Raw genomic sequence first — 22,123 nt, 5'->3', positions numbered from 1 at the left:
GCTTGAACTTGCTCTGTTAGCGCTAACACTCATGATGTTCCATGGATTCGTCGGGCGGTCATGGGATGTTCACGCCGGGCCGGTCGCGCAAGATACTCGTGTTCTTCGATATTTATCGCGGCTGCCGATCCGGGCGCCACGAACGAAAGGCAAGCGTTGGAACACGTGCCATCCCCATCACGCCGGGCGGCGAAGTACGCTGTGGCCGTCCTGGCCATGCTCGGGGTCCTGCTGCCCGCGACCGCGGCCTACGCCGAGTCGCTGCCCAACCTGTCGCAGAACGCGGGCGGGTACGAGCAGTCGTTCTCACCCGCCTACGACTACGACACCGACGGCTGCTACGCCGTCGCGGCCATCAGCCCGGCCGGCACCCTGAACGGCGGGCTCAACCCCACGGGCGCCCTCAACGGCAACTGCCGGGACCAGTCCGACCTGGACCGGTCGCAGACGTACGCCCGCTCGAAGTGCAACAACGGCTGGTGCGCGATCGTCTACGCCAGCTACTTCGAGAAGGACCAGGCGCTGCCCGGCATCAGCCTCGGCGGCCACCGGCACGACTGGGAGCACGTCATCTCCTGGGTCAACCAGGCGAGCAACCAGGTCGAGTACGTGACCACGACCCAGCACAGCAGCCAGGTGACGTACCCGCGCTCGCAGGTCCGGTTCGACGGGACCCACCCGAAGACCGTGTACCACAAGGACGGCGCGTCGACCCACTTCTTCCGGCTCGCGAACACCAATGACGAGCCGCCGGAGAACCACTACCACAACTGGCGCTACCCGCCGCTGGTGGACTGGAACGGCTGGCCCACCACAGCACTGCGCGACCGACTGATGACCGCCGACTTCGGCTCGGCCACCATCAAGATCAGCAACGGCCGCTTCGAGTCACTGCTCACCGCGTCCAAGCCCGTCGGGATCCCCTTCAACCCGCTGGGCTGACCAGGGCCGAGGCCGGAGGACCGCCGCTCGCACGGCGCTCCTCCGGCCGAAGCGAACCCGGCTTGTATCACGGGCCCCACTCCGGCGCGCTGGCTCGCATGTGGCGTGTCGCGCTGGGACTCATGTTGTGTCGGTCGGACCGGGACGACGGGTTGTCGTTCGACGCCTGGTTCGAGAAGCTCGCGGGCCTGCCGGACCACCTGCTGTACGAGCAGGCGTGAACGCCGCGAGGAGGGTCCGGCCAGGAGTCGGAGTCGGTCTCCCACGTACGATCATGGCATGCCGTCGTTGCTCATCGCGAAACTGACCGTACGTAGCTCCTACGTACTGAACTCCGAGCAGCCGGCCGACGGCAGGTTCGACACGATCCAGTTCTATCTGCCGGACGAAGGCGCGGCCGTGTTCCGGATTCGGACCTTCGCGCTCGACCACGACATCCACGTTCAGCAGCTCACGCCGCCCGACGGCAGGATCGAGGACCGGGTGGGGATGCTGCGGACCCATCTCGATCGTACGGCCGGACCTGTGCTCGCCGCCGTCACGCTCGTCTCGGCGCGGGACCTGAGCCGGCAGGATCTGGTCGCGGCGGGCGTCGTCGACGGCCACCTCTACGTGGCGACCGAGCCCACGTTCGCGTTCTGGAACCCCGACGGTGGTCAGTACCGCACCAGGGCGGCTCCGATCGCGCCAGGCGAACGTGTCGGGCTGTGCGAAGTCCTGTACCTCGGCGGGATCGCCCGGTTCTGGCTGCCCGAGTCATGGCAGATCGAGGAGGACGTCGACACAGGCGGCTGTTTCTACGACCCGGAGGGCACCGGTGTGCTGCGGCTCAACGTGCTGACGTTTGCCACACCGGGCGACGGCCTGCCGGCGCTGCCGCAGTCATCGCGCAAGCCGGGCGAACGGCAGATCGACGGCGGCGTCCTTCCGAACGACTGCGGATTCGATGTGTACGCCTTCGACACGGTCGACGACGACGAGGCGCTGCGGATCCGGTGCTGGCAGATTGCGCAGCCGCTGCCGGGCCAGTGCCGAATCTTCGTGTTCTCCTACGCCTATCCGATTGTCGACGAAGACTTCCTCGCCGACGAAATCGCCCTGCTGGATCGCGAACTGCGCCGAATGATCCCGTACCCGACCCCTGTCTGACCCCGCGATCAAACCCCGGCGAGGGCCGCGGGGTGCTCGTCGATGACGACGACGCGGGCGCCCGCGTCAGTACGTCTGCAGGCCGTTCCAGGACCAGCGCGGGATCGGCAGGTCGGCGGGCACGTCGTCGGCCGATCCGTGGTAGCGGGACATCGTCGTGGTCGTGGCCCAGGTGAAGTAGTCGAGGAGGGCCTGGCGGACCGGGTCGGTGAGGCCCGCGTCGTCGAGTGCGGCGGCGAAGCAGGCGATGGCGCGGCGGTCCATCTCCTCGTGCGGGCCGTTGCCGCTGTGCATCCGCACGACCGACGTCTCGTCGCCGTATGCCGTCGAGTAGCCGGGCGGCCCGCCGAGCGCCTCGCCCCAGTACGAGGCGAGGCGCTCGCTGTGGCGCGAGTGGTAGCCGTGGCTGAACGCGTGGCTCACGACCTCATCCGCGAGCACGCGCGCATGCCAGGCCTCGGCGATTCTCAGCATCCCGGCCGCGCCCCCCGCGGCCTCGTAGACACTCCCCATACGCCCACCCTGCCACAGGTTCTACAGGTCGGCGCTCGCGCCGCCGAATCCGGGGGCCGAGACGGTGACCCGGTACGAGTTCGCGGGCCGGGTGTCGGCGACCGTGACCCGGCCCATGCCCTCGTGGGCCGGCACCGGGTACGTGTACGTGCGCGGGGTCGCGATCCGGGTGCCGCCGGGCAGCGTGTACCAGGTGTAGTACTGCCAGGTGACCTGGAACCCGGCCTCGCCGAGGACGTTGTCGTCGAACGCGAGCAGCCACTGGCCGCTGTAGTACGACTGGATGTTGCTGACCGCCGGCGCGTCGTAGGGCTTGCAGCCCAGCTCCCGGTTCGGCAGCGGGGACGTGTTCGGCGGCACGACGTTGATCGCGTAGACGCAGACCGTGTGCGCGCCGTGCGGGGCCGGCACGACGCCGTCGTAGCCGTGGTAGGCGCTGAAGTACGGGTGCGTGCGGGCGATGTCGGGGCGGTAGACGCCGGCCGTGAGCGCGCCCTTGTAGGTGCCGTCGACGTACACGTGCACCTGGAGCGCGCCCGGCTCGTCGAAGTCGGCCGCCCAGCCGACGACCCGCACGCCGTTGCCGGTGAACGTCACCGACTCGAAGCCGCCGCGCGGGGTGCTGTCACCGGTCTCCGGCTCGGGATCCGGGGCCTCGCAGCTCGGCGGCGGGTCGGGCTGGCTGCAGATCGACGCCGCCTCGGCGGGCGCCGCCAGCGCTATGGAGGAGAACATGGCCATGACGGCCACGGTCATGAGTCGTCTCATGCCGGCGAGTCTGCGCGGCCCCGCGTGCAGTCCGCGTGCAGCTCACCAGCCGCGCGCGGCGGTCAGCAGCCGCCGGCGGGCCGCCGCGACGTGCGGGGCGTCCCGGGCCGCCGCGCGGCTGGCGAGCCAGATCGTGTTGATCGGCGGGTCGTCGGTCGGCAGCAGTTCGACCAGCGTCCCGGCCGCCAGTGCGTCGGCCACGAGGTACCGCGGAAGCACCGTCACCCCCGCCCCGGCCGCCGCGCTCGTGCGCAGCGCCCGCAGGTCCGGCACGACCAGCGCGGCCCTGGGCGGCGGGGCGACACCGAGCACGTGGCGCCACCAGCGGCGCACGATCGGCAGGTCCTCGGCGTAGGCGAGCAGCGGCAGGTCGCGCAGCACCCGGGCCGGCTCGGCGGCCAGCCGCGCCGGGTCGAGCGACCGGGCCACCCAGGGCGCGGCCACCAGCAGGAACTCCTCGTCGCAGAGCGGCTCGGCGTGCAGGCCGGCCTGCCGCGGCCGGACCGCGCTGACGACCAGGTCGAGCCGGCCGTGGGACAGGTCGGCGAGCAGGTCCTCGGCCAGTCCGGGCCGCACCCGGACCGTGAGGCCGTCGGCCACCGCCCCGGCGAGCGCCGGCAGGACGCGCTCGGCGAGCGCCTCCGCCGGGCCGCCGAGGTGCAGGGTGCCGGCCCCGGTTCCCAGCCCGGCGGCGACGCTCGCGAGCGCGTCGAGCGGGCCGTCGAGCCGCCGCGCGAGGTCGTCCGCGGCGGCGGTCGGCGTCACGCCCCGGGCCTGGCGCACGAACAGCGCCTGGCCCAGCCGCTCCTCGAGGGTGCGCAGCTGGGCGGTCACCGCCGGCTGGGACAGGCCGAGCAGCTCGGCGGCGCGGGTCAGGGTGCCCGCGCGGTACACCGCGAGGAAGGTCTGCAGCAGGTCGAGCGGAAGCCGGTCCACAGCCATCAGTATTCCTATGGCTGATCCGGGTGTCACCTCTTGGTCACCGATGGCTGGCGGCTGGCATTGTCGGACCCATGCGAATCCTGATCGCCCTGACCAGCCACGGCGACCTCGCCGGGCGCCGCGGCACCGGCTACTACCTGTCCGAGGCCGCCCACCCGTGGCACGTCTTCCGCGCGGCCGGCCACACCGTCGAGCTGGCCAGCGTCGCCGGCGGCGAGCCGCCGGTCGACGGCGCCGACCTCACCGACCCGATCCAGCAGGCGTTCGTCGCCGACCCCGACGTGGCCGCCCAGCTCAAGGCCACCCCGCGGCTGGCCGACCTCGACCCGGCCGGCTACGACGCGGTGCTGTTCGCCGGCGGCCACGGCACCATGTGGGACTTCCCGGCCGACCCGGGCGTGGCCCGCCTGGCCCGCGACCTGTTCGAGCGGGGCGCCGTCGTGGCGGCGGTCTGCCACGGCCCGTCGGCCCTGGTCGGCGCGACCCTGTCGGACGGCACGCCCCTCGTCGCCGGCCGCCGGGTGGCCGCGTTCACCGACAGCGAGGAGCGCGCGGCGGGTGTCGCCGACGCGGTGCCGTTCCTGCTCCAGACCCGCCTGGAGCAGCTGGGCGCGATCCATACGGGCGCGCCCGACTGGCAGCCCCACGTGGTCGTCGACGGCAACCTGGTCACCGGCCAGAACCCGGCCTCGGCGACGGGCGTCGCCGAGGCGATCGTCGCTACTGCTTCGCGGCGAGCCGGGGCAGCACCTTCTGTGCCGTCTGCCGGGCGACGTTGAGGTTGGCCGTGTCGCTCGGCTCCGACGACACGTAGACGTCGACGTCGCGCCCGTCCTCCCAGATGTAGAGGTGCCCGCTCAGCGAGTACGCCGAGTCGCCGAGCCCGACGACCTTCTTGGCGTCCTTGTGCTGCACCTCGAAGTTGTCCCGGTCCTCCACGGTGACCGAGACGGTGAGCTGGCCCTGGCTGAGCTGCCACTGGCAGTAGCGGGCGGTGGGCGAGTTGCCCCCTTCGTCGGTCATCAGGGTGACCTGCTCGCCGGTGAGGCTCCCGACCTCGGCCTTCGTGAGCAGCGTGCAGATGTCGGGTAAGCCGGCGGCCTTCGCCGACGTGGACGCCGACGGCTTGGCGGAGGCCGGCCCGGACGGCGCGGACGACGCCGCCGCGGCGGGCGTGGACGACGCGGTGGAGGCGCCGGGCAGCTTGTCGCAGGCGGCGAGCCCGAGGACGGCGAACGCGGCGGCGGCGAGAACGGGCAGGTGGGGGCGGCGCGAACGGGACACGGCGTGCTCCTTCAGCGGTGGATCCAGTGGTACCGCCGACAATGCGCGCCCCGGCCCGCCCCACGGCGGGCGCCGCGCCCACCTGGCACACTTTCGGGATCTCGATCGGGGTTGTGGACGCCGGCCACGGGTAGGTGACCGGCGTGGGTGACGGACCCGGGCGCACGATCGGGCTGGTCGTGCACCCGCGCCGGGAGGTTCGCGACTCCGTCGAAGTGATCGCCAGGTTCGCGCGGCGGCACGGCGGCACCGTCGTCGCGCGGGAGGTGGACGCCGATCGGGTGGGCCCCGGGGTCACGATCGTCGGCGACCGCGAGTTCGCCGAGCGGGCGGACGCGGTGATCAGCCTGGGGGGTGACGGGACCATGCTCGGCGCCATGCGGCTGGTCGCCGGCCGGTCGACGCCGGTGCTCGGCGTCAACCACGGCAACCTGGGGTTCCTGGTCGAGGTCGCGCCCGGCGACCTGGAGCCGGCGCTCGACCGCCTCAGGGCGGGCGACTACACGATGGAGCCGCGAAGCTGCCTCCAGGTCGATCTCGACGGCGCCGACGCCGGCGTGGCCTTCAACGACGTCGCCGTGGCCGCCGCGGAGTCCCTCACACCCGTCGTGATCGACCTGGTGGTCAACAACTCGCCCCGGCCCGCCTACTTCCGCTGCGACGCGCTCGTCGCCTGCACACCCACCGGCTCCACCGCCTACAACTACGCCGCCGGTGGACCCATCATCTCGCCCTCCCACCCGTGCATGGCGCTGACACCGGTGGCCCCGATGTCCGGGGTCAGCCACGCGATGGTCTTCGGGGACGAGACGATCCAGTTGCACAACCCCGCGGAGACGCCGCACGTGCGGTTCTCGATCGACGGCCAGCCGCCCCGGGAGCTGGCGGCGCACGCCACGCTGACGCTGCGCCTGAGCCCGGACGCGGTCCGGGTGATCCGGCTCGACCCCACCGCACACGGCGAGCGCAGCGCGGTCAAGCTCACCATGCTCGACCTGCCGCTGCGGCCGGACCAGCTCCGCGAGCTCTTCCCCCAGCAGCACGGTGCCGGCTGACCGGCAGCCCGCTCGCCTAGCGGGTCAGCCCCACAGCCGCAGCCGCTCGAACTCGGGCCGCCACTCGTCGCGGTACGCCGTGCGGATCGGCTCCGGCATGCGGGTGAGGATCCCCGCGGCCCGCTGCGGCGGGAGGCCGTCGAGGATCCACGGCAGGTAGCGGCGGGCGTCGTCGCCGATCCGCCGGGAGTGCTCGGCGCCGAAGCGGGCCCACTGCTCCTCGGTGAGCGTCGCGTCGATGAGGGCGAGGGCCTCGCGCTCCTCGTGGCGCAGGTGCCCGGAGATTCCGGTGTACAGCGCGTCGGTCAGCTCGCCGAGGCGGGCGGGGCCGGTGTCGCGGTCGGCCAGCGCCGCGTCGATGTCGGCGAGCAGCGGGTCGATCGCGGCGTGCTCGGCCTCCATCGCCTCGAGCAGCGCGAGGCCTTCGGCGCCGCCGGCGCGGTCGGTCAGCGCGGCCGTCGCCGCCGGCCACACATGGAGGTCCTCGGCGGTGTGGTGGACCGTGAGGTACCGCTTGAACAGCTCCCAGCCGACGGCGGTGCGCAGCACCTGCGCGGGGTCGTCGTCGGCCCGGGCGGTGACCTTGGTGATGCGCTGCAGCTCACGGCCGAGCGCGTCGTGCAGGAGGTACATCATCGTCATGTCGAGGGCCATCACGGGACTCCAAACCGTTTGGGTGGTAAACGTTTGCTCGACCAACGATAGACCCGAGATCGTTGGTCGGGCAAACGTTTCGTTAGGCTGATCACATGGACGACCCGATCCGGATGGACGACTTCCCGAGCTGGCTGCTCGGGCAGGCCTCCGCGCACGCGTACCGCCTGGTCAGCGAGCGGCTCGGCACCCTCGGCGCGCGCGGCTACCACTTCCGGCTGCTCGTCACGCTCGCCGGGCACGGCCCGGCCAGCCAGGCGACGCTGAGCCGGATCACCGGGATCCACGTGAGCGACATCGTCGCCGCGCTCAACGAGCTCGCCGAGGGCGGCCACGTCCAGCGCACGCCCGACCCGGACGACCGGCGGCGCAACGTCGTCACGATCACCCCGGCCGGGCGGCGCCACCTGAGCCGCCTCAACCGCGAGCTGCTGCGAGCCCAGGAGGAGCTGCTCACACCGCTCGCCCCGGCCGAGCGGGACCAGCTCATGAGCCTGCTGCGGAAGGTACTCGAGCACCAGCGCGACAGCCCGCCCGGCCCGCAAGCCCGGCACATGGACGATATGTAGCCGCAACGCGTGGCTGGCAACGGTCGGCGGCGTCGGCGCTGCCGGTGGTCTGGGGGCGCCGGATCGGTCGGATCGCCCCTTTGAGCCTGAGCCTTCAGCGGGCGGACGGCTCGGCTGTGGTGAGCACGACGGCGCCCTGCCGCTGCTCGGTTTCGACGCGGCGGTGGGCGGTGATCGCCTCCGCGATCGGGTAGGCCTGGTCGACGATCGATTGGATCTTGCCCGCTTCGATCATCTCGGTGAGCGTTGCGAGGGCGTCCGGGGTTTCGGGGGCGAACGCCGCGCTGACGGTCTTGTCGAGCATCGAGCGGACGAGTACCGAGAGGCGGGGGTTGCCGTTGAGGTAGCGCCCGCCCGGTTGGAGCATGGCGATGAGGCGGCGGTACGGGCTCCCCGGGACCATGTCGAAGATGACATCGAACCGCCGGCCCGTGGTCGTGACGTCGACGGTGGTGTAGTCGATGAACTCGTCGGCCCCGAGACGCCGGACGAGGTCCTCCTTGATCGGGTGGTCGACCGCGCTGACCTGTGCGCCCATCGAGCGGGCGATCTGGATGGCGTGGGCGCCGATGCTGCCGCCGGCCCCGTTGATGAGTACCTGCTCCCCGGGCTTGATCCTCGCGCGCCGCATGAAATGCAGCGCGTTGAGGCCGCCGAGCGGGACGGCGGCGGCCTCGACGAACGTCATGTTCCGCGGCTTGGGGCCGACGGCGGCGCGCTCGGGAACGACGACGTATTCGCCGTACGTGCCCAGCCGCGCGCCGGTCGAGCCGTAGACCTGGTCACCGGGAGCGAAGCGGGTGACACGCCCACCCACTGACACCACCTCGCCGGCGAAGTAGCTGCCCAGGATGCGACGTCTCGGTCTGCTGATGCCGGCCGCGATCCGCAGCGGCAGCCAGAACCATTTCACGGAGAACCGGAAGCTTCTGAACTCGCAGTCAGACTTGGTCGCCTCGGCCGCCCGCACCCTGATCAGGACGTCCTGATCGCCCGGGACCGGCGCGGGCACCTCCGCCAGACGCAGGACCTCAGGCCCTCCGTAGCGGGTGTAGATGACGGCTTGCATGAAACCATCGGATCGGCTCACGGATCGGGCTGTCAACCCGCGTGCATGGTGCTGGATCCCGGGGTCCGGAAGTGGACGGCCGCCTGGCTGGCATCGTGCCCGGCGCGTGGTGGGACGATGCGGATACTTGAGGGGGCGTGGTTCCGCGCCTGGACCAGGTCGTGCAGGCGGTCCGCGGGTTCGCGACCGAGCTCAGTGCCGCGATGGTGGCGATGGAGTGGAGCGCCCCGCAACGCTGAGCGACCTGGCCGACGAGCTTCGGGGTGGTCCTGGAACGGCCTGCAGCCCTAGGTTCTGTCTCGCGGATCTTTGGCTGTTGGCGATGGCGTGCGGCCTAGCGACAGGGGTGCGTGATCTGGTGCCGCCGCTCGGTGAAGACTGGCTCCGAAAGTCGTCGACTTTTCGGGAGTGCACCATGTCATCCCTGTTCAGCGGAGCGATACTTGGTGTTCGAATGCGTCTTTCGCCCAGCACCGGGGCGCAGCCGGTCTATGCCGAGATCGTGGTGGACATCGAGCCGCTCGAGGGCGGGACAACCGAGTTCGAGTTCGTCAGCCTGGCTCACCCGCTTCGTGCTGAATTTGCTGCCGCAGTCGAGTCCGGCCTTCGAGATGAACTGAACAGCCAGGTGGCCACCAGAGGCTTGTCGTCCGTATTTGAGGGCGCAGGAGTCCGGGCCACGCTCACCACCGCCCGTTCGCACGACGTCGATTCGAGCGTGTCAGTCTTTCTGACGGTGGCGCGCTTGGCCGTCCGAGCTGCCATCGAACGCCGACGAAGGAGCTGAGCTTCGCTGCTCGCGGCCATCGGGTACGGCGCGTAGCCAGTCCAACGTCTCGACGAGGTCGAGGGTGGCCTGGTAGTGGCTGGCCAGCTTGTCGAAGCGGGTGGCCAGGCCGCGCCAGTGTTTGCGCCGGTTGAACCCACGCTCGACCTGGTTACGTTTGCGGTAGGCGGCGCGGGCAGGTCACGCCACGCAGAGCCCGTGCGCTCAATCCAGCAGATCACGTTGACGACCTGCCGGTGGTCACGCCACCGCCCGCCACGAGCGGCCTGCGTCGGAAGCAACGGTTCCAGCACAGCCCACTCGGCGTCGCTCAGGTCTCCACGAGCCATACCCGCTCAACGAATCAAAGTCATGATCCGCGAGACACAACGTAGCCGCACATCCACGTGCGGCCATAGTCGTACGGCAGCGCCTGGAGGCGTTCGATCGGGATGTCGCCGAGGATGAAGTACCGCTCGGCGCCGTCCGGGACGATGTCGTCCGGGTCCATCAACGCCGGGTACGGGTCGGGCTGCCTGGTCGCCAGCATGCCGGCCAGGAGTGGCGAGGCTGCCGGCGATGACCGGGGCGAGGTGCGGCAGGTTCAGGCAGTCGGAGAACGTCGAGCGCTGGGTGGGGCGAGCCGGTACCCGCGGACGATGGCCGTCGGCGACAGCACCGCGCTCGTGGGTCTGCGCTTCGTCCTCGCCGGTGCGGCGGCGACCCGCGTCGGCCGGGCACGCCGCTGCGCCGTGGCTCCAGTCGGACCGCCGTCGGCTCCTCAGAGCCAGGTCAGGACCGGGTGCTGCGACGACGGCCGGTCCTCGGGCGGCAGCCGCCGGGCCACCGGGCGGGGCGGCTGCTTGCCGGCGCGGTCGACGCGCACCCAGCCGTCGCCGGTCTGGAGCAGGATCTCGGTGCCGTCCGGCGACATCGCCATCGAGCTGACCGACATCTTCGCCGCCGGCAGCACCTGTTGCATCGTGACCACCCGCTTGGCGAGGTCCACGGTGGCGACCGCCACGCTGCCCCAGGGAGCGCCGGTGAGGCTGCCGTCGCTCATGCCGCCGCCGCACAGCGACGTCGTGGCGTCGACCGGGAACGGGCACTGGTAGAAGTACCGGCCGGCGTCGCCGCGCAGCGCGATGACGATCGTGCCGACCTGGCTCCGGCTGGCCGTCATCTCGATCTCGCCGGCGCGGTCGGCGAGGGTCGCCTTGCCGGTCACCATCGGGTCGGGCGGGCCTTCCGGGCGCAGCGTCTGCGGCGCCGCGGGGTCGATCGACAGCTGCTGGGCATCGTCGCTTGTCCAGAACCGACCCTCGCGGAACCGCGGCGCGTCGTAACACCCGTCGCCGGGTTTGGGGTGGTCGGCGACCTTCGCGAAGGCGTGCCCCGTCCAGTGGAACACCAGCAGGTTGCAGTGGCCGGTGGCGGCGGCCGAGCGGCCGTCCGCCGAGAACTCCAGGCCGACGACGTCGCCGGCGCCGGCCACCTGCGCCTGGTACAGGGTGTGGCCGTCGGCCGGATCATAGACATCGACGACGGCGGTGTCCGGGTTGAACCAGGCCAGGCCGGCGGGCAGCCGCGGCAGGTCCGGGCCGGGCGACGGCGGCGCCTGCGCTGCCGGGCTCGAGCTCGGCCCGGGTGCGGGCGGCGCGGACCGGTCGCAGCCGGCCGACCCGGCCGCGACGGCGAGGGGGATGCACGCCGCGGCCAGGCGGATTCGGGTGGACGACACGTGCGGCAGCCTGCCGTGGGCCGCTGAACGCACGCGTGCAGTTCGCGTGCAGACATCGGCTGTTCGGGTCGCCGGGCCTGCGGTGAGCGGCGATGCGCCGCGGCGGCGGGCTGGTTAAGCTCACGGGAACGGCACACGGACGACCGAAGGGGTTTCGGCACATGGTGGGCGACGACCGGGTCAAGCAGACCGGCGCGTACCTGCGCATGCTGCTGCGCCGGTCCGGTGAGTACCGGGCGGAGTGGCAGCGGTTCTCCGGGCCGGTCGCCCCGGAGGAGATCGACTACGCGGCGGTGGCTCGGGTCCTAACCCAGGCCGACGGCCCGCCGTCCGAGCCCCTGGATCCGCTCGCGCCGATCGAGGTCACGCGGCAGGCCCTGGAGGGCACGGCGCTGGGGGCGGACACGCTGACCCGGTTCGTCACCGCGTTCCGGGTGCGCCCGCGGCACGCCGAGCGCCTCACCGGGCTGCTGCGCGGGTCGGCGAACCTGCGGGTGATCAACGACGACGTCCGCCTGCCGGCCGTGCTCGGCCGGGCCGTCGACGCCACCGCGTACGAGTCGCTGTCGCTGCACGAGCGGCACACCCTGGGCCCCGACGGCCGGCCCGCCGAGCACCAGACCATCCAGGTGCTGCGGTCCCGCATCGACGACCTGACCTCGCTGCCCTACCGCTTCGACACCGACGAACTGGTCGTCGAGGTCGTGCGCGGCGGCAGCGTCGGCGAGGTCTACCGGCTCAGCGAGACGCTGCACGCCGTCGACATTCTGCTCGACGAGCCGCTGCACCGCGGGCACAGCACGCTCATGCAGTACCGGACGAACTTCTTCTACCGCACCGCGCCCCCTCCGGAGTTCCGCCGCGGCGTCCTCAGCTCCACCAAGGACCTCACGATCTGGGTGACGTTCCACCCGGACCGGCTACCGCGCCGGGTCTGGCTGGCCCGCTGGGACGCCCTCGACCACGCCCGGATCACCGAGGAGGAGCCGGTCGAGCTCGACGACGAGGGCTCGGTCCACTGCCGGTTCACCGACGTGGAGCGCACGATCGTCGGCTTTCACTGGGAGTGGGCCTGACGGCTCCGGCCGTCGAGGAGCCGGCGCAGGTAGGCGAGGCCGCCGAGGGCGAGGCTGTCCTGGGTCGGGGCGAGCGGCCGCCAGATGGAGGCGGCCGTCGCGATCGTCTCGTTGTCGGCGGTGAACGACTCGATGCAGACCGCGCCCCGGTAGCCGGTGGCGGCCAGTGCCTCGAAGAACCGGGGCCAGTCGAAGTGGTCGGTGCCGGGCGCCCCGCGCTGGGTCCCGCTGACCTGGACGTGCTTGATGTACGGGCCGGCGATGATCAGCGCCGTGTAGGGGTCGGCCTCCTCGATGTTCATGTGATATGTGTCGATCATGATGCCGACGGTGTCGGGGAGGCCGTCGATGAGCTGGAGGGTCTGCTCGACGGTGTTGACGACGCTGGTCTCGTAGCGGTTGAGCGCCTCCACGCCGATGGTGACCCCGAGCGCGGCGGCGTGCTCGGCCACCGGCAGCAGCGCCCGGCGGAACTCGGCGTAGCAGGCGACCCGCTCGTCGTGGGTCATCCGCCAGGTCCGGCCGACCGCGGCGTAGACGGGGCCGCCGACGCACGTGGCGCCGACAGCCGCCGCACTGTCCACACAGCACTTGAGGTACGCCACCGTCGCCTCGACCGTCGCCGGGTCGGTGGCCACGAGGTCACGGCCGGGTGGCGTGACCGCGCAGACACCGGCAGCGGTGAGCCCGTGGGCCGCCAGCAGGTCGCGGGTGCGCGCCGGGTCCCAGTCGCCGGGCTGCTCGATCGGCAGCTCGACGGTGTCGAAACCGGCGTCCGCGATCCGCGGGACGAGGTCGGCGAGGGCCTTGTCGTCGACGGGTGAGGCCCACACCCACGGGTTGACGCCGATGGCGTACATCCGGTGCCTACTTCCAGCGCTGGGGGTATCCGGGCAGGTCCTTGCAGCCGCACATGGCGTAGTGCAGCGGGGGCATGGACGCGTCGAGGTACTGGTCGAGGTTGTCCTGGGTGATCGTGGGCTGGGGCAGCTTCCACGGGCTGGACACCTGCTCGCCGCCGAGGATCTTCAGCGCGGCGATGATCGGGGTGCGCCACTGGTAGGTCGGGTACGTGGGCGCGATGGCGGTGAGCTTCTTGTCCTTCCACAGCTTCAGGAAGTCCAGCTGGTCCTCGCCGTTGATCGGCGGGACGTCCTTGCCGGCGTCCTGGAAGGCCTCGACGGCGGCCACGGCGGTCGCGCCGGCGTCCATCCAGATGCCGTCGATGGTGCCGTACCGCTGGATGTAGTCGCTGACGATCTTCTTGGTCTTGGCCGGGTCGCCGTCGGTGAACTCGACCCCGACGACGTTGACCTTCGCCTTGTCGAACTGCACCTTCGCCGCGGACCAGCGGGTCTCGAGGACGTCGACGCCGGGCAGGATGCGCAGCGCGAGGACCTTGCCGCCCGGCTTGATCTTCTGGCTGAGGAACTCGGCGCCGACGTGACCGAAGCCGTAGCCGCCGATCGGGTTGATGAACGTGACCGGGCACTTGGTGTCGACACCGCGGTCGAACACGATGACCGGCAGGCCCTTGGCGCAGGCGGCCTCGACCGCCGGGGTCAGGGTCGCGGTGGTGTTCGGTGAGACGATGAGCGCGTCGCAGCCCTTGCCGAGCAGGTCGTTGATGTCGGCGATCTGCTTCTGGTCCTTACCCTCGGCGTCGACGTGGACGAACTCCTTGATCTGGGCCTTCTGCGCCTCGACCTCCGCCTGCATGGTCTTGTAGCCGACCTGCCGCCACGGGTTGTTCAGCGCGGCGTTGGAGAAGCAGATCTTGTACGGCCCGGGCTTCTTGAACTTCGCGGTGTCCACGAGCTTGGGGTTGAGCGCCTGCTCCCAGGGCTTGTCGGCGGGGCCGGTCGCGGTGGCGCCCAGCAGCGCGAGCTCATTGTCGTAGTCGGCCTGGACGAAGAACTTCGACTGCTCGCCGGTGCCGGAGCCGGCGGCCTGCGACGCGCTGCCGGACGCGCTCGTGGTGGGTTCGTCGGTGGCGCAGCCGGCGACGGCCAGCAGCGTCAAGGCGGCCACGGCGGCCATGGACCTTCTCATGTTGCTCCTTATCGAGATGTGGACCGCATGGACGCGACCGCCACGGCGGCGAGGATGATCACGCCCTGAACGGTGGACTTGAGGGCGCCGGAGACGCCGTAGAAGTTCATGAGCGCGAAGAGCGTCTCGAGGGTGAGCGCGCCGAGCATGGCGCCGGCCACGGAGCCGCGGCCGCCGCCGAGCACGACACCGCCGAGCACGACGGCGGTGATCGCGCCGAACTCCAGCCCGGCGCCGGCCTGGAAGGACACGCCGCTGTAGCCGCCGAGCAGGATCGCGGCGACCGCGGCGGCGACGCCGCTGAGCACGAACGCGATCGTGCGGGTCCGCCAGACGCGCACGCCGGTCAGCTCGGCGGTGCGGGCGTTGTCGCCGACGGCGACCAGGGTGCGGCCGAAGTCGGAGCGCATCAGCAGTACGGCGAGCGCGGCGAGCGGCAGGAGCACCAGCAGCGCGTAAGGCACCCGGCCGAGCACCGGCACGTCGTCGAACGCGCGCCGGCCGAACTGCCGGAACTCCTCGGACAGCCCGCCCTTCGGGGCGCCGTCGGACCACAGGTAGACGGCGCCGACGAGGATCAGGAACATGCCGAGCGTGGTGATGAACGACGGCACCCGCAGCAATGTCGTGACGAGGCCGTTGACGAGGCCGGTCAGCACCCCGAACGCGACCAGCAGCAGCACGACGGGCCAGGTCCGGTCCGGGTCGCTGTCGATGAGCCGGGCCGCGACGACGACCTGCGCGGTGACCAGGGAGCCGACGGACAGGTCGAACTCGCCGGCCACGATGACGAAGTACTGCCCGGCGGCGAGCAGGATGATCGGCGCCGAGCGGCCGAGGAAGGACAGCAGGGCCGGCGGGTCGAAGAAGTCCGGCTGCCGGAACGCGACGAGCACCAGCAGCACGGTGAGGATGCCCAGGATGGGCAGCGCGCTGCCGGGCCGCAGCGCCCGGGCGATCGGCCGGCGCAGGGCGGTCTGCGTGGTCACGCCGTCCTCCTGGTGCGCTTGGCGAGCGAGCGACGCGCGTAGATGGCGACGGCGGCGATGATGACGACACCGCGGATCACCTGCTTGAAGAAGGCGTCGACCTCGAGCTGGTTGAAGATGGCGTCGATGCTGGCCAGCAGCAGGACCCCGCCGACCGTTCCGGCGACGCCGCCGCGGCCGCCGGCCAGGGCGGTCCCGCCGAGCACCACGGCGGCGATCGACTCGAGGTCGTAGAGGCCCTCGGTGCCGACCCGCGGCGCGCCGGAGCCGAGCCGGCTGGCCAGGTAGATGCCGGCGATGCCGGCACAGAGCGAGCACAGCACGTGCGCGGTGACGAGCACCCGGTCGTTGCGCACCCCGGACAGCCGGGCGACCTCGGGGTCGCCGCCGACGGCGACCAGGTGGTGGCCGAAGCGGGTGCGGGTGACGGCGAACCAGGCCGCGGCCGCGACGGCGAGCAGCAGCAGGAAGGAGACCGGGACGGGCCCGATGCGCTGGTACCCGAGGGTCTGCACGAGACCCGGCGCGGTCTTGCCGGCCGGGCCGTCGTAGCCGTTGTCGAGGTACCCCTTGAGCAGCAGGCCGACGCCGACGGTGGCGATGAAGGCGTTGATCCGCAGCTTCGTCACCAGCAGCCCGTTGACGAGGCCGATCCCGGCGGCGATGGCGAGCACGAGACCGGCCGCGGGCAGCAGGGCGGCGTCGCGGCCGGCCATGGTCTCCGCGGCGACGAGGGTGCTGAGGCTGATCACGTAGGCGACCGACAGGTCGAGCGAGCCGCCGAGGATGACCAGGGTCTGCCCGACGGCGACGAGGCCGAGGCCCGCCGCGACGTGCAGGAGGCTGACCGTGGTCGACTGGTTGAACAGCTGGCCGCCGTCGATGGCGACGACGACCCAGCCGACCGCGAGGGTGAGGGCCAGGGCGAGGAACACCCCGGGTGCCGCGGGCCGCTTGGCCGGCAGGCTGAGCACGGAGTTCATCGCGAGACCTCCCGCGCGGTGCCGGTGGCCAGCGCGACGACGTCTTCCTCGGTGGCGCCGGCGGGCAGTTCGCCGGCGATCCGCCCGTCGCGCATGACCAGGATGCGGTCGCTCATGCCGAGCAGCTCCGGCAGTTCGGAGGAGACCATGAGCACGGCGGCGCCGTCGCGGGCGAGCTTGCGCACGAGGTCGTGGATCGCCGACTTGGCGCCGACGTCGATGCCGCGGGTCGGCTCGTCGAACAGCAGGATCTTCGGGCTCAGCGCGAGCCACCGGGCGAGGACGACCTTCTGCTGGTTGCCGCCGGAGAGGTACCGGATCTCCTGATGCTCACCGGCGGCGCGGACCTCGACGGCGGCGAGGAGCTCGCGGACCCGGACGGTGCGGGCGCCGCGACCGGCCCAGGCCGGGAAGACGGCGCGGCCGGCGAGCAGCGCGTTGTCGAGGACGGACTGCCCGGCCACGATGCCCTCGCCCTTGCGGTCCTCGGTGACGTAGGCGATGCCGGCCCGCATCGCGGCCCGGGGCGAGCGCACCCGCACCGGCGCGCCGTCGAGCGTGACCTGCCCGGCCGTGAACGGCGCCGCGCCGAACAGCGCGCGGGCCAGCGCGGAGCGGCCGGAGCCCTGCAGGCCGCCGACGCCGAGCACCTCGCCGGCCCGCAGCAGCAGGTCGATGTCGCGCAGCTTGTGGTTGCCGCCGCCGCTGACGGCGAGCCGGACGGGGCCGAGGTCGTCCGCCTCGGCGCGGCCGGGGTAGTAGCTGGTGAGCTCGCGGCCGACCATGTGCCGCACCAGCTGGTCGGCGGTGGTCGCGGCGGTGTCCACAGTGGTCACCCGCCGCCCGTCCTTGAGCACCGTGATCCGGTCCGACAGGTCGAAGACCTCCTTGAGCCGGTGCGAGACGTACAGCAGCGCGATGCCCTGCTGCTGCAGCCGCCGCACGAGCGCGTAGAGCAGCTCGACCTCGTGGTCGGCGAGGGCGGCCGTGGGCTCGTCCATGATGAGCAGCCGGGCGTCGAGCGCGAGCGCCTTGACGATCTCGACGACCTGCTGCTGCGCGACGCCGAGCTGCCCGACCCGGGCGTCGGGCGGGAACGACGTCTCGCCGACGGCGGTCAGCAGCCGGGCCGTGCCGTCGAGCATCGCCCGCCGGTCGACCAGGCCGCGGCGGGTGGGCTCCCGGCCGAGGTACACGTTCTCGGCGACGGTGCGCTCCGGCAGCAGGTTGAACTCCTGGTGGATGATGCCGACGCCGGCCTGTTGCGCGTCACGCGGACCGCGGAACGTCCGCGGCGTGCCGTCGAGCTCGAGCACGCCGCCGTCCGGCGGGTAAACACCGGAGATGACCTTCATGAGGGTCGACTTCCCGGCGCCGTTCTCGCCGACGACGGCGTGCACCTCGCCGGGCGCGACGTCGAGGTCGATGCCGTCGAGGACGCGCACCCCGAGGAACGACTTGCCGATGCCCCGCAGGGCGAGCAGCGGCGACGGCGGAGATCCAGGCATCGCAGAATCCTCTACAGAGCGTAGCCATGGAGACGGTTCGACCCTGCGAAGCACACAGAGCACGCGCGTTCCATGACGCACGGTGGGTAGCTTTCGCCGAAAAGCCGATTACTTTTGCTAGCTCATAGCAAAGTTCTTGGGCGAGAGCGTAGACCTTCGATGAATCGCGGCGCAATCCCGCAATCAAACCGAAACATGTATATTGATCAATTTTGGCCGCCAGGGCCGCCTGAGCGGCCGATCGTCACACGTCACGGCCGATATCATCGAAGACTTGACATCTCCCGATGCCGTCCCGCACTCTGAGCGCGCCGACCCGGGGGCTTTTGAACCGTCGGACAATACCCTCTGTTAACGCCCCCCGCGGACCTGACTGCTCGTCGCGGCGGACGGCACGACGACCCGGCTGGTGCAACGCACGCCCTCGCACGCCCTCGAAGCGCGTGCCGATGCTGCGCGCCCGCGGTCGCACGCCCCGTTCACCCTGGCAGAGGAGACGGCATGCGTCGCAGTACATTGATCATCGGCACGATCGTGGGGATGCTGCTGTCGCTGGCGCTCGTGCGCCCAGCGGCGGCGGCCCCCGCTTTCCGTGCCCTGCTGTTCACCAAGACCGCCGGCTACCGGCACGACTCGATCCCCGCCGGGATCGCGATGTTCCAGCAGCAGGCGGCCGCCAACAACTTCGAGGTCGTGCAGAGCGAGGACTCGAACGTCTTCACCCCCGCCAACCTGGCGACCTTCGACGTGCTCATCATGTTCCAGACGTCCGGCATGGTCTGGACCACCGCGGCCCAGCGGCAGGCGGTCGAGGGCTTCCTGGCCTCCGGCAAGGGCATCGTCGCGGTCCACAACGCCACCGACATGGGCATCGAGGCCGAGTACCCGTGGTGGGACCAGACCGTCAACGCCGGCGCGCACATGCCGCAGCACTCCCCCGGCGTGCTGCCCGGCACCGCGATCGTCGCCGACAAGCAGCACCCCTCGACGGCCGGCCTCCCGGACCGCTGGAGCCGCAGCGAGGAGTGGTACAACTTCGACAAGAACCCGCGCGGCGACGTCCACGTGCTCGTCACCGCCGACGAGCGGACGTACACCCCGGGCAGCGCCGCGATGGGCGCCGACCACCCGATCTCGTGGTGCCGCAACGTCAGCGGCGGCCGGGTGTGGACCACCGCCATGGGCCACGCCATCGAGTCGTACAGCGAGACGAACTTCCGCAACCACGTCCTCGGCGGCGTGCAGTGGGCCGCCGGCAACGCGCCCGGCGACTGCGGCGGCACCGTCTGGGGCAACTTCGAGAAGCGCACCCTCGACGACAACACCGCCGACCCGATGGCCCTCGCCGTCGCGCCGGACGGCCGGGTGCTCTACGTCCAGCGGGCCGGCCAGCTGAAGATCTTCAAACCGGCGACGAACAGCACCGTCACCGCCGGCACCCTGAGCGTCTACACCGGCGGCGAGGACGGGCTGACCGGCCTGGCCCTCGACCCGAACTTCGCCGGCAACGGCTACGTGTACCTCTACCACTCCCCCGCCGCGAGCCCGACCGACATCAACCGGGTCTCCCGGTTCACGCTCAGCGGCGACACGCTGAACCTCGCCAGCGAGGTCGTCGTCATCGACATCCCCGCGTACCGCGACCGCACGTTCCCCGAGCCCGGTCACACCGGCGGCTACCTCGCCTTCGGCCCCGACGGGAACCTCTACATCGGTACCGGCGACGACACCCCGCCGAACCTGGACACCAACTGGCAGGGGTACGCCCCGCTGGACTGGCGGGCCGGCAAGGCCAACCTCGACGCCGCCCGCACCGCCGGCAACACCAACGACCTGCGCGGCAAGCTGCTGCGCATCCGCCCGGCGGCCGCCGGCGGCTACACCATCCCGACGGGCAACCTCTACCCGCAGGGCACGGCACAGACCCGGGCCGAGGTCTACGCGATGGGCTTCCGCAACCCGTTCCGCTTCTCGATCGACCCCGCCAACGGGTGGGTCTACCTCGCCGACTACGGACCGGACCGGGGCGGCCCGACCACCAACCGCGGGCCCGAGGGCCTCGTCGAGCTCAACGTCATCAAGACCGCCGGCAACTACGGCTGGCCGTTCTGCCACGGCGACAACCAGCCCTACGCGCCCTTCAACCCGGACACCGGCGTGGTCGGCGCGAAGTTCAACTGCGCCGCGCCGGTCAACAACTCGCCCAACAACACCGGCCTGACCAGCCTCAAGCCCGTCGTCGCGCCGAACCTGTGGTACGGCTACGGCGCCTCGCCGACCTTCCCCGAGCTCGGCAGCGGCGGAGCGGCGCCGATGGGCGGCCCGGTGTACCGCTACAACGCCGCGAACCCGTCGACGACGAAGTTCCCGCCGTACTACGACGGTGTCCACTTCTTCTACGAGTGGTCCCGCAACTACGTCAAGGAGGTCCACTTCGACGGCAGCACGGCCGTCACCCGGACCAACCCGTTCCTGCCCGCCGGCAACTTCAACAAGCCGATGGACATGGAGTTCGGCCCCGACGGCTCGCTGTACCTGCTGGAGTGGGGCTCCAACTTCGGCGGCGGTAACAACGACTCCGGCCTGTACCGCATCGACTACGTCCAAGGTGGACGCTCACCCATCGCCAAGGCCACCGGCACCCCGACCAACGGCAACGCCCCGCTGAACGTGCAGTTCAGCAGCGCCGGCTCGGTGGACCCCGACCCGGGCAACACGATCAGCTACCAGTGGACATTCGGCGACGGCACCACCTCAACCGCGCCGAACCCCGCGAAGACCTATACCACCAACGGCAACTACACCGCCCAGCTCAAGGTCACCGACAACACCGGCAAGACCGGCTTCGCCAACGTCCAGATCACGGTCGGCAACACCGCGCCGGTCGTGACCATCACGATCCCGCCCAACGGCGGCTTCCTGAACTTCGGCGACCTCGTCTCGTACACGGTGAGCGTCTCCGACCCCGGCGGCGCGGCGATCGACTGCAGCAAGGTGTTCGTCAACCCCGGCCTCGGCCACGACGACCACCAGCACGAGACCACCGAGTACCCGGGCTGCTCCGGCACCATCTCCACCGACCTGCTCGGCGGGCACCCGGACGGCGCGAACCTGTACTACGTGCTCAACGCCCACTACACCGACAACGGCGGCGCGGGTGGCGCGGCACCGCTCACCGGCTACGCCAACGTCATCCTGCAGCCGAAGCACAAGCAGGCCGAGTACTACACCAGCCAGTCCGGCACCCGGATCATCGACCAGGCCGGCGCCGAGAGCGGCAAACGCATCGGTGACATCTCCAACAACGACTGGGTGGCGTTCCACCCGACGAGCCTGTCCGGCATCACCAGCGTCAGCTACCGCCTGTCGTCACCGACCGGCGGCGGCACGATCGAGCTGCGCGCCGACTCGCCGACCGGCACGCTGCTGGCGACGACGCCGGTGCTCAACACCGGCGGCTGGGACAACTACCAGTCCACGCCCGCGGTGAACGTCGCGGCGCTGGCCGGCACCCACACGCTGTACATGGTGTTCAAGGGCACCGCCAACAACTGGTTCGACCTCGACTCGTTCACGTTCGGCGGCAACGGCGTGGGCACGCCGAACACGGGCGTGGCCGGGCGGACGTGGACGCTCACCGCGCAGCACAGCGGCAAGCTCGTCGACGTCAACGGCGTGTCCACCGCCGACGCCGCACAGATCATCCAGTGGGCGGCGACCGGCGGCAACAACCAGAAGTGGCAGGCGGTCGACGCCGGCGGCGGCGCCGTCTACCTCCGGGCCGTCCACAGCGGCAAGTGCCTGGACGTCATCGACAGCTCCACCGCCGCGGGCGCGTTCCTGCAGCAGTGGACCTGCACCAACGCCAACAACCAGAAGTTCACCGTCACACCCACCGCCACGGCGGGGGTGTACACCGTGAAGAACGTCAACAGCGGGCTCTGCGTCGACGTCAACGGCAACTCCACCGCCGACGGCGCCCGGCTGCTGCAGTGGACCTGCCACGGCGCGCCCGCCTCGTAGTGGCCGTAGTCGACGTCGTTGCCCGTGTCGCCAGCGTCCC

Annotated in this window: 21 protein-coding genes and 1 pseudogene; 8 read left to right on the top strand and 14 right to left on the bottom strand. The window is 71.3% G+C overall.

Annotation, left to right across the window (positions count from 1 at the left end):
* Positions 1-201: 201 nt before the first annotated feature.
* Both ABZS66_RS41900 and ABZS66_RS41895 read left to right on the top strand, forming a co-directional pair.
* Complete coding sequence (locus tag ABZS66_RS41900) at positions 202-942, top strand: NPP1 family protein (RefSeq protein ID WP_354767889.1); 741 nt, start codon at positions 202-204, stop codon at positions 940-942.
* Between the two features lie 279 nt (positions 943-1,221).
* Entirely contained in the window at positions 1,222-2,091 is an 870-nt protein-coding gene (locus ABZS66_RS41895; RefSeq protein ID WP_354767887.1) for a hypothetical protein, read from the top strand.
* Between the two features lie 66 nt (positions 2,092-2,157).
* On the opposite strand, the gene ABZS66_RS41890 is transcribed toward ABZS66_RS41895, so the two are convergent.
* Genes ABZS66_RS41890 through ABZS66_RS41880 form a run of 3 tightly spaced genes read right to left on the bottom strand, consistent with a single transcriptional unit; the run spans position 2,158 to position 4,314 of the window.
* Positions 2,158-2,604 carry a group II truncated hemoglobin gene (locus tag ABZS66_RS41890; protein WP_354767885.1) on the bottom strand — a complete coding sequence of 149 codons (447 nt, stop codon included), beginning with the start codon at positions 2,602-2,604 and terminating at the stop codon, positions 2,158-2,160.
* Positions 2,605-2,625: 21 nt separating this feature from the next.
* Positions 2,626-3,372, bottom strand: coding sequence for a hypothetical protein (locus tag ABZS66_RS41885; protein ID WP_354767883.1), 747 nt, complete (start codon positions 3,370-3,372; stop codon positions 2,626-2,628).
* Between the two features lie 42 nt (positions 3,373-3,414).
* Positions 3,415-4,314, bottom strand: coding sequence for a LysR family transcriptional regulator (locus tag ABZS66_RS41880; RefSeq protein WP_354767881.1), 900 nt, complete (start codon positions 4,312-4,314; stop codon positions 3,415-3,417).
* 71 nt (positions 4,315-4,385) lie between these two features.
* Here ABZS66_RS41880 and ABZS66_RS41875 point away from each other — a divergent pair, with 71 nt between their 5' ends.
* On the top strand, positions 4,386-5,093 hold the full coding sequence (locus ABZS66_RS41875; protein WP_354767879.1) for a type 1 glutamine amidotransferase domain-containing protein: 708 nt from the start codon (positions 4,386-4,388) through the stop codon (positions 5,091-5,093).
* Here the strand turns inward: ABZS66_RS41875 and ABZS66_RS41870 are convergent.
* The gene (locus ABZS66_RS41870; protein WP_354767877.1) at positions 5,035-5,598 is read right to left on the bottom strand and encodes a DUF3558 family protein; all 564 of its coding nucleotides are present in this window, start codon (positions 5,596-5,598) and stop codon (positions 5,035-5,037) included. The two genes, ABZS66_RS41875 and ABZS66_RS41870, sit on opposite strands and share 59 nt — an antisense overlap.
* Positions 5,599-5,741: 143 nt before the next feature.
* Here ABZS66_RS41870 and ABZS66_RS41865 point away from each other — a divergent pair, with 143 nt between their 5' ends.
* A complete protein-coding gene (locus tag ABZS66_RS41865) occupies positions 5,742-6,653 on the top strand; it encodes an NAD(+)/NADH kinase (RefSeq protein ID WP_354767875.1) in 912 nt (303 codons plus the stop codon).
* A gap of 24 nt (positions 6,654-6,677) precedes the next feature.
* On the opposite strand, the gene ABZS66_RS41860 is transcribed toward ABZS66_RS41865, so the two are convergent.
* A complete protein-coding gene (locus tag ABZS66_RS41860; protein ID WP_354767873.1) occupies positions 6,678-7,307 on the bottom strand; it encodes a hemerythrin domain-containing protein in 630 nt (209 codons plus the stop codon).
* Between the two features lie 95 nt (positions 7,308-7,402).
* Between ABZS66_RS41860 and ABZS66_RS41855 the strand changes: the two genes are divergently transcribed.
* A complete protein-coding gene (locus ABZS66_RS41855; RefSeq protein WP_354767871.1) occupies positions 7,403-7,876 on the top strand; it encodes a MarR family transcriptional regulator in 474 nt (157 codons plus the stop codon).
* 94 nt (positions 7,877-7,970) lie between these two features.
* Here ABZS66_RS41855 and ABZS66_RS41850 read toward each other — a convergent pair whose 3' ends face one another.
* Positions 7,971-8,945, bottom strand: a complete 975-nt coding sequence (locus ABZS66_RS41850) for an NAD(P)-dependent alcohol dehydrogenase (protein ID WP_354767869.1) — start codon at positions 8,943-8,945, stop codon at positions 7,971-7,973.
* 415 nt (positions 8,946-9,360) lie between these two features.
* Between ABZS66_RS41850 and ABZS66_RS41845 the strand changes: the two genes are divergently transcribed.
* The gene (locus ABZS66_RS41845) at positions 9,361-9,732 is read left to right on the top strand and encodes a hypothetical protein (RefSeq protein ID WP_354767868.1); all 372 of its coding nucleotides are present in this window, start codon (positions 9,361-9,363) and stop codon (positions 9,730-9,732) included.
* A 173-nt stretch (positions 9,733-9,905) separates the two neighbouring features.
* Here the strand turns inward: ABZS66_RS41845 and ABZS66_RS41840 are convergent.
* The 3 genes and pseudogenes from ABZS66_RS41840 to ABZS66_RS41830 all read right to left on the bottom strand — a co-directional run.
* Positions 9,906-10,061, bottom strand: a pseudogene (locus ABZS66_RS41840) (transposase); the annotation flags it as partial.
* A gap of 20 nt (positions 10,062-10,081) precedes the next feature.
* Positions 10,082-10,261, bottom strand: coding sequence for a hypothetical protein (locus tag ABZS66_RS41835; RefSeq protein ID WP_354767866.1), 180 nt, complete (start codon positions 10,259-10,261; stop codon positions 10,082-10,084).
* Between the two features lie 231 nt (positions 10,262-10,492).
* A complete protein-coding gene (locus ABZS66_RS41830; RefSeq protein WP_354767864.1) occupies positions 10,493-11,452 on the bottom strand; it encodes a hypothetical protein in 960 nt (319 codons plus the stop codon).
* Between the two features lie 161 nt (positions 11,453-11,613).
* On the opposite strand from ABZS66_RS41830, the gene ABZS66_RS41825 reads away from it, so the two are divergent.
* A complete protein-coding gene (locus tag ABZS66_RS41825) occupies positions 11,614-12,528 on the top strand; it encodes a hypothetical protein (RefSeq protein WP_354767862.1) in 915 nt (304 codons plus the stop codon).
* Here ABZS66_RS41825 and ABZS66_RS41820 read toward each other — a convergent pair.
* Genes ABZS66_RS41820 through ABZS66_RS41800 form a run of 5 tightly spaced genes read right to left on the bottom strand, consistent with a single transcriptional unit; the run spans position 12,510 to position 18,060 of the window.
* Complete coding sequence (locus ABZS66_RS41820) at positions 12,510-13,388, bottom strand: sugar phosphate isomerase/epimerase family protein (RefSeq protein ID WP_354767860.1); 879 nt, start codon at positions 13,386-13,388, stop codon at positions 12,510-12,512. The two genes, ABZS66_RS41825 and ABZS66_RS41820, sit on opposite strands and share 19 nt — an antisense overlap.
* A 7-nt stretch (positions 13,389-13,395) precedes the next feature.
* The gene (locus ABZS66_RS41815; RefSeq protein ID WP_354767858.1) at positions 13,396-14,580 is read right to left on the bottom strand and encodes an ABC transporter substrate-binding protein; all 1,185 of its coding nucleotides are present in this window, start codon (positions 14,578-14,580) and stop codon (positions 13,396-13,398) included.
* Between the two features lie 8 nt (positions 14,581-14,588).
* Entirely contained in the window at positions 14,589-15,569 is a 981-nt protein-coding gene (locus tag ABZS66_RS41810; RefSeq protein WP_354767856.1) for an ABC transporter permease, read from the bottom strand.
* On the bottom strand, positions 15,566-16,552 hold the full coding sequence (locus ABZS66_RS41805; RefSeq protein ID WP_354767854.1) for an ABC transporter permease: 987 nt from the start codon (positions 16,550-16,552) through the stop codon (positions 15,566-15,568). The genes ABZS66_RS41810 and ABZS66_RS41805 overlap by 4 nt, the downstream gene beginning before the upstream one ends.
* Positions 16,549-18,060 carry a sugar ABC transporter ATP-binding protein gene (locus ABZS66_RS41800; RefSeq protein ID WP_354767852.1) on the bottom strand — a complete coding sequence of 504 codons (1,512 nt, stop codon included), beginning with the start codon at positions 18,058-18,060 and terminating at the stop codon, positions 16,549-16,551. The genes ABZS66_RS41805 and ABZS66_RS41800 overlap by 4 nt, the downstream gene beginning before the upstream one ends.
* A gap of 501 nt (positions 18,061-18,561) precedes the next feature.
* Here ABZS66_RS41800 and ABZS66_RS41795 point away from each other — a divergent pair.
* On the top strand, positions 18,562-22,083 hold the full coding sequence (locus ABZS66_RS41795; RefSeq protein WP_354767850.1) for a ThuA domain-containing protein: 3,522 nt from the start codon (positions 18,562-18,564) through the stop codon (positions 22,081-22,083).
* Positions 22,084-22,123: the final 40 nt, after the last annotated feature.

Source organism: Dactylosporangium sp. NPDC005572, from assembly GCF_040605515.1.
Lineage (GTDB): Bacteria > Actinomycetota > Actinomycetes > Mycobacteriales > Micromonosporaceae > Dactylosporangium.
Note: the sequence above shows the minus strand (reverse complement) of the source record. Positions and strands in the feature narration are given on the sequence as shown.

Coding starts and splice junctions, on each gene's coding strand:
- ABZS66_RS41895 (WP_354767887.1), top strand. CDS start 1,222: ATGCCGTCGTTGCTCATCGCGAAACTGACCGTACGTAGCTCCTACGTA.
- ABZS66_RS41890 (WP_354767885.1), bottom strand. CDS start 2,604: ATGGGGAGTGTCTACGAGGCCGCGGGGGGCGCGGCCGGGATGCTGAGA.
- ABZS66_RS41885 (WP_354767883.1), bottom strand. CDS start 3,372: ATGAGACGACTCATGACCGTGGCCGTCATGGCCATGTTCTCCTCCATA.
- ABZS66_RS41880 (WP_354767881.1), bottom strand. CDS start 4,314: ATGGCTGTGGACCGGCTTCCGCTCGACCTGCTGCAGACCTTCCTCGCG.
- ABZS66_RS41875 (WP_354767879.1), top strand. CDS start 4,386: ATGCGAATCCTGATCGCCCTGACCAGCCACGGCGACCTCGCCGGGCGC.
- ABZS66_RS41860 (WP_354767873.1), bottom strand. CDS start 7,307: ATGGCCCTCGACATGACGATGATGTACCTCCTGCACGACGCGCTCGGC.
- ABZS66_RS41855 (WP_354767871.1), top strand. CDS start 7,403: ATGGACGACCCGATCCGGATGGACGACTTCCCGAGCTGGCTGCTCGGG.
- ABZS66_RS41850 (WP_354767869.1), bottom strand. CDS start 8,945: ATGCAAGCCGTCATCTACACCCGCTACGGAGGGCCTGAGGTCCTGCGT.
- ABZS66_RS41845 (WP_354767868.1), top strand. CDS start 9,361: ATGTCATCCCTGTTCAGCGGAGCGATACTTGGTGTTCGAATGCGTCTT.
- ABZS66_RS41835 (WP_354767866.1), bottom strand. CDS start 10,261: ATGCTGGCGACCAGGCAGCCCGACCCGTACCCGGCGTTGATGGACCCG.
- ABZS66_RS41825 (WP_354767862.1), top strand. CDS start 11,614: ATGGTGGGCGACGACCGGGTCAAGCAGACCGGCGCGTACCTGCGCATG.
- ABZS66_RS41820 (WP_354767860.1), bottom strand. CDS start 13,388: ATGTACGCCATCGGCGTCAACCCGTGGGTGTGGGCCTCACCCGTCGAC.
- ABZS66_RS41815 (WP_354767858.1), bottom strand. CDS start 14,580: ATGAGAAGGTCCATGGCCGCCGTGGCCGCCTTGACGCTGCTGGCCGTC.
- ABZS66_RS41805 (WP_354767854.1), bottom strand. CDS start 16,552: ATGAACTCCGTGCTCAGCCTGCCGGCCAAGCGGCCCGCGGCACCCGGG.
- ABZS66_RS41800 (WP_354767852.1), bottom strand. CDS start 18,060: ATGCCTGGATCTCCGCCGTCGCCGCTGCTCGCCCTGCGGGGCATCGGC.
- ABZS66_RS41795 (WP_354767850.1), top strand. CDS start 18,562: ATGCGTCGCAGTACATTGATCATCGGCACGATCGTGGGGATGCTGCTG.